Source organism: Shigella sp. FC1567, from assembly GCF_001743015.1.
Taxonomy (GTDB): domain Bacteria; phylum Pseudomonadota; class Gammaproteobacteria; order Enterobacterales; family Enterobacteriaceae; genus Escherichia; species Escherichia coli.
The window spans coordinates 1-5,835 of record NZ_MIIV01000131.1 but is presented as its reverse complement, the minus strand read 5'-3'; the positions used below and the strand labels follow the sequence as shown (position 1 = coordinate 5,835).

5 protein-coding genes and 1 pseudogene are annotated in these 5,835 nt (G+C 50.5%); 3 read left to right on the top strand and 3 right to left on the bottom strand.

Features of this window, described 5'->3' with window-relative positions:
* Positions 1–1,085 (top strand): annotated as a pseudogene (locus BHE85_RS09870) (RNA-guided endonuclease InsQ/TnpB family protein); the annotation flags it as partial.
* Positions 1,086–1,124: 39 nt separating this feature from the next.
* On the opposite strand, the gene ydcO reads toward BHE85_RS09870, so the two are convergent.
* Positions 1,125–2,339 (bottom strand): BenE family transporter YdcO, encoded by a 1,215-nt coding sequence (ydcO, locus tag BHE85_RS09865; RefSeq protein ID WP_071844751.1) that lies wholly within the window; start codon positions 2,337–2,339, stop codon positions 1,125–1,127.
* 52 nt (positions 2,340–2,391) lie between these two features.
* Here ydcO and sutR point away from each other — a divergent pair, with 52 nt between their 5' ends.
* Positions 2,392–2,928 (top strand): DNA-binding transcriptional regulator SutR, encoded by a 537-nt coding sequence (gene sutR, locus BHE85_RS09860; RefSeq protein ID WP_000429155.1) that lies wholly within the window; start codon positions 2,392–2,394, stop codon positions 2,926–2,928.
* Positions 2,929–3,000: 72 nt separating this feature from the next.
* A complete protein-coding gene (rlhA, locus tag BHE85_RS09855) occupies positions 3,001–4,962 on the top strand; it encodes a 23S rRNA 5-hydroxycytidine C2501 synthase (protein ID WP_005054559.1) in 1,962 nt (653 codons plus the stop codon).
* Between the two features lie 91 nt (positions 4,963–5,053).
* Here the strand turns inward: rlhA and BHE85_RS09850 are convergent, their stop codons facing one another.
* The gene (locus tag BHE85_RS09850; RefSeq protein ID WP_000494244.1) at positions 5,054–5,284 is read right to left on the bottom strand and encodes a YncJ family protein; all 231 of its coding nucleotides are present in this window, start codon (positions 5,282–5,284) and stop codon (positions 5,054–5,056) included.
* A gap of 242 nt (positions 5,285–5,526) precedes the next feature.
* Positions 5,527–5,835, bottom strand: a 309-nt coding sequence (locus BHE85_RS09845) for an integrase core domain-containing protein (protein ID WP_146627984.1), incomplete at its 5' end; no start/stop codon positions are given.

Genomic DNA, 5,835 nt, shown 5'->3' with positions numbered 1-5,835 from the left:
GAGAATCATGAGGCCGGTAATAAATACATCCCTTACGGGAAAATGGCTTCCTGGCTGGTTGAGTGGAAAAATGCCACTGAAACGCAATGGCTTAAAGATTCTCCCTCACAGCCATTGCAACAGTCACTGAAAGACCTTGAGCGGGCTTACAAAAACTTCTTCCGGAAGCGGGCTGCTTTTCCCCGATTCAAAAAGCGGGGACAGAATGATGCATTCCGCTACCCGCAGGTTAAGCTCGATCAGGAAAACAGCCGTATTTTTCTGCCGAAACTGGGCTGGATGCGCTACCGGAATAGCCGTCAGGTCACGGGTGTTGTGAAAAATGTCACTGTCAGCCAGTCCTGCGGTAAGTGGTACATCAGTATTCAGACAGAAAGTGAAGTATCCACTCCGGCTCACCCTTCAGCATCAATGGTCGGACTGGATGCTGGCGTGGCTAAACTCGCCACGCTGTCAGATGGCACAGTCTTTGAGCCTGTAAACAGTTTTCAGAAAAACCAGAAGACGCTGGCGAGACTTCAGCGACAGTTAAGCCGCAAGGTCAAATTCAGCAACAACTGGCAGAAGCAGAAACGCAAAATACAGCGACTGCATTCCTGTATCGCAAATATCCGCAGGGACTACCTTCACAAAGTCACAACGGCCGTCAGCAAAAACCACGCAATGATAGTCATTGAGGATTTGAAGGTCAGCAACATGTCAAAGTCAGCAGGGGTACGGTCAGCCAGCCGGGGCGCAATGTCCGGGCAAAATCAGGTTTAAACCGTTCGATACTGGATCAGGGCTGGTATGAAATGCACCGCCAGCTTGAGTACAAGCAGCTCTGGCGTGGCGGTCAGGTGCTTGCTGTTCCGCCAGCGTATACAAGCCAGCGTTGCGCGTACTGTGGTCATACAGCGAAAGAGAACCGCCTGTCACAAAGTAAATTCAGATGCCAGGTATGTGGATATACAGCGAACGCCGATGTAAATGGCGCTCGTAACATTTTAGCGGCGGGGCACGCCGTTCTTGCCTGTGGAGAGATGGTGCAGTCAGGCCGCCCGTTGAAGCAGGAACCCACCGAAATGATTCAGGCGACAGCCTGAACGTAGCAGGGATCCACGTCTTTCAGGGCGTGTAGGATGTCAATATTGGTTTCTGTCAGCGATTAAATTCAACACCACGTAACAAACGCCTCCGGCAATTAATCCCCAGAACGCAGAACCAATCCCGACCAGCGTCAATCCACTTGCCGTTACCAGAAATGCCACCACCGCCGCGTCGCGCTCACGCTCATTATGCAGCGCCTGATACAAACTGCCGCCAATGGTACTCAACAGCGCCAGACCTGCCAGCATCTGGATCCAACTTACGGGCAGGGCAGCCATCATCTCGGTAATGGCACTACCAAACAGACCTGCGAGCAAATAGAAAATGCCTGCAACGGCAGCTGCCAGCCAACGTTGATCTTTATCCGGATGCGCTTCCGGGCTTTGGCAAATAGCCGCGGTGATTGCCGCAATACCGACGGAATAAACGCCGAAAGGGGAAAAAACCAGTGCCAGCAATCCAGTAAATACAATTAATGGCGAAACAGGAGCCGAATATCCAGCTGCTTTCATTGCTGCGATACCCGGTGCGTTTTGCGATGCCACCGTCACCAGAAAAAGGGGGAGTGCAACGCTCAGGCTGTGAGCAAACGAAAAATCAGGGGTAATATAAGTGGGGAGAACGGGTTTAAAGACAACATCAGTTGTGACAACGTCACCTTGCGCGATGACGATCACGATCCCAATAATCATCGCGGCAATTACCGCATAGCGCGGCGCAACGGCCTTGGTTGCCAGCCATACCAGCAACATACTTCCACACAACGTAAATTGACCGTCCAGACTGGCAAACGCCTGTAAACCAAAGCGTAATAAAATCTCGGCAAGCATTGCCGCCGCAAGCGAGTGCGGAATAATGCGCATCAGACGAGCAAAGAGTCCCGTTATGCCGCAGAGGACTATTAACGCGTTGGTGACAATAAAAACGCCGATGGCTTCGTTAAGTGTTAGTCCCTGCAATCCGGTGACCAACAAAGCCGCGCCAGGCGTTGACCATGCGGTGAGAACAGGTACGCGATACCATAATGTCAGAGTCAGCGTACTGACGCCCATTGCCAGCCCCAGCGCCGTCATCCAGCCAGAGATTTGTGCAGTGGTGGCTCTGGCGACAATCGCTGCTTGCCAGATTATTGCCGCTGAACTGGCGTAGCCAATTAATACCGCCAGAAACCCCGCCAGTAGCGTGGGTGGAGGAATAGAAAACAGACGCATAGTCACCTCGTACGTTATAGCGTACAGGCACCGTAGCATTTGTCCGTTATAACGCACAAGTGATAAACTTCCGTTTTGCCGGAGGAGTCGCATGGAAAATCTCGCTCGCTTTTTATCCACCACACTTAAACAACTACGCCAGCAGCGCGGCTGGAGTCTTTCGCGACTGGCAGAAGCGACGGGCGTTTCTAAAGCAATGTTAGGGCAGATTGAGCGTAATGAGTCCAGTCCGACGGTCGCGACATTATGGAAAATTGCCACCGGGTTGAACGTACCATTTTCAACATTTATTTCTCCGCCGCAGTCCGCTACGCCTTCAGTTTATGATCCACAACAGCAGGCGATGGTGATCACTTCGCTGTTTCCTTATGATCCACAACTCTGCTTTGAACACTTCTCGATTCAGATGGCATCTGGTGCAATAAGCGAATCGACGCCCCATGAGAAGGGGGTAATCGAACATGTCGTCGTCATTGATGGACAACTTGATCTGTGCGTTGATGGGGAATGGCAGACCCTTAATTGTGGGGAAGGCGTTCGATTTGCTGCAGACGTCACGCATATCTATCGTAATGGTGGGGAGCAAACCGTACATTTTCATTCCCTCATCCATTACCCGCGCAGTTAAGCGGGAAAACTATTTCGCAACGTCGCGCTTGTGGCTAAAATAGCCGCCATTTTTCAGCTACTGGATAAGAATGTGACCGTATCTTCTCATCGACTTGAACTGTTAAGCCCGGCACGCGATGCCGCCATTGCCCGCGAAGCTATTTTGCACGGTGCCGATGCTGTTTATATCGGCGGCCCTGGTTTTGGTGCCCGTCATAATGCCAGTAATAGCCTGAAAGATATTGCCGAGCTGGTGCCGTTTGCCCATCGTTATGGTGCAAAAATTTTCGTCACGCTTAACACCATTTTGCATGATGATGAGCTGGAACCCGCGCAACGGCTGATTACTGACCTCTACCAGACCGGTGTCGATGCGCTGATTGTTCAGGATATGGGGATTCTGGAACTTGATATTCCGCCGATTGAACTGCACGCCAGTACGCAGTGCGACATTCGTACAGTTGAAAAAGCGAAGTTCCTCTCTGATGTTGGCTTCACGCAGATTGTGCTGGCGCGAGAGCTGAATCTTGATCAGATCCGCGCGATTCACCAGGCTACGGACGCGACCATTGAATTCTTTATTCATGGGGCACTGTGCGTGGCCTATTCGGGTCAGTGCTACATTTCTCATGCGCAAACAGGGCGTAGCGCCAACCGTGGCGATTGCTCGCAGGCGTGCCGTTTGCCATACACATTGAAAGACGATCAGGGGCGGGTGGTTTCCTATGAAAAACATCTGCTGTCGATGAAAGATAACGATCAGACTGCCAACCTCGGCGCGCTGATTGATGCTGGTGTACGCTCCTTCAAGATTGAAGGTCGTTACAAAGATATGAACTACGTGAAGAATATCACCGCCCATTATCGCCAGATGCTTGATGCCATTATTGAAGAACGTGGCGATCTGGCGCGCGCTTCATCAGGTCGTACTGAACATTTCTTTGTTCCATCGACGGAAAAGACTTTCCACCGTGGTAGCACAGATTATTTTGTGAATGCCCGTAAAGGCGATATTGGCGCGTTCGATTCGCCGAAATTTATCGGCCTGCCGGTGGGTGAAGTATTGAAAGTGGCGAAAGATCATCTCGATGTTGCCGTCACCGAGCCACTGGCAAATGGTGATGGCCTGAACGTGATGATTAAACGTGAAGTCATCGGTTTTCGTGCCAATACGGTCGAGAAAACCGGAGAAAATCAGTACCGCGTCTGGCCCAATGAAATGCCAGCAGATTTGCACAAAATTCGTCCACATCACCCACTAAACCGTAATCTTGATCATAACTGGCAGCAGGCACTGACAAAAACCTCCAGCGAACGTCGGGTGGCGGTAGACATTGAACTGGGCGGCTGGCAGGAACAACTGATTCTGACCCTCACCAGTGAAGAGGGTGTCAGCATCACGCATACGCTGGACGGGCAGTTCGACGAAGCCAATAACGCCGAAAAAGCAATGAACAATCTGAAGGATGGTCTGGCAAAACTGGGGCAAACCCTCTATTACGCCCGCGATGTGCAAATTAATTTGCCGGGGGCGCTGTTTGTACCAAACAGTCTGTTAAACCAGTTCCGCCGTGAAGCTGCTGACATGCTGGATGCTGCGCGTCTTGCCAGTTACCAGCGCGGCAGCCGTAAACCGGTTGCTGAGCCTGCGCCGGTTTATCCGCAAACGCATCTGAGTTTCCTCGCGAACGTATACAACCAGAAAGCGCGTGAATTTTATCATCGCTATGGTGTGCAGCTGATTGACGCGGCGTATGAGGCACATGAAGAGAAGGGCGAAGTCCCGGTGATGATCACCAAGCATTGTCTGCGCTTTGCCTTTAATCTGTGCCCGAAACAGGCGAAAGGCAATATCAAAAGCTGGAAGGCGACGCCAATGCAACTGGTTAACGGCGATGAAGTATTAACGCTAAAGTTTGATTGCCGCCCATGCGAGATGCACGTCATTGGCAAAATCAAAAATCACATACTGAAAATGCCGTTACCGGGAAGCGTAGTGGCATCCGTAAGTCCGGATGAGCTGCTGAAAACATTGCCTAAGCGAAAAGGGTAAAACGCCAGTTTTCTGGTTACTCACAACTCATTGAATCTGCATGATATTGCCTGCCGGGTAAGGCGTCACGCCGCATCCGGCATCAAACGACTCAACGTTGTCCCGCTTCTGGTTTGCGCGATTTTTGCCAGTAAAAATGCTCGCGCAAACCTTCCGCCGACTCTTCCGCCACAGCACGCAATTCATCGCTGTCCGCTTCATGACGCAGCTGATGATCCACATTCTTTACCCACACAAATTCATGTCCTTTGTGCCCTGCCATGAGTTGTCCTGAGAACAGCGCACACGTTAATAAGACAACCGATAACGCCTTCGTAAACATCCTGCCACCTTTTTCTTACCTTTTGCCGCTATGATGCCGATCGTTTCTTGAGGTTATTATTCAGTTTTGCAAATTAGCGCAAAGAAATTCTGGAATCTTCCTTCCTGATTTTGCATTGCATTCTGTCGTTGCGGCGATTTAGTGCTATTTTCGAGCAAATTACACACAGAGGTAAACACTAATGTTTACTTTGTTGATATGAGGTGTACTGGCAATAGCGGACACTACCATTTGTTCTTTTTTTAAGCAGCCATCTGATGATATTTTTCCCTGAAGGCTGCCGGGGAGATATTCCCCAGACGAGAGTGACGACGCTGACGATTGTAGAAAATCTCAATGTATTCCCGTATTACTGAGATGGCTTCATCCCGGTTATTAAAACGATAGTGGCTCAGGCTCTCATTTTTCAGCGTTCCCCAGAAGCTTTCCATCGGAGCGTTGTCGTAACAGTGACCTTTACGCGACATTGATGTTTTCAGACCAGACTGCTCCTGTATGACCCGGTAATCGTATGCGCAGTACTGTGAACCTCGATCAGAGTGGTGGATTAG

Excerpts from the sequence above, each read along its gene's own strand:
- sutR (WP_000429155.1), top strand. The coding sequence starts at position 2,392 with ATGGAAAATCTCGCTCGCTTTTTATCCACCACACTTAAACAACTACGC.
- BHE85_RS09850 (WP_000494244.1), bottom strand. The coding sequence starts at position 5,284 with ATGTTTACGAAGGCGTTATCGGTTGTCTTATTAACGTGTGCGCTGTTC.
- ydcO (WP_071844751.1), bottom strand. The coding sequence starts at position 2,339 with ATGCTACGGTGCCTGTACGCTATAACGTACGAGGTGACTATGCGTCTG.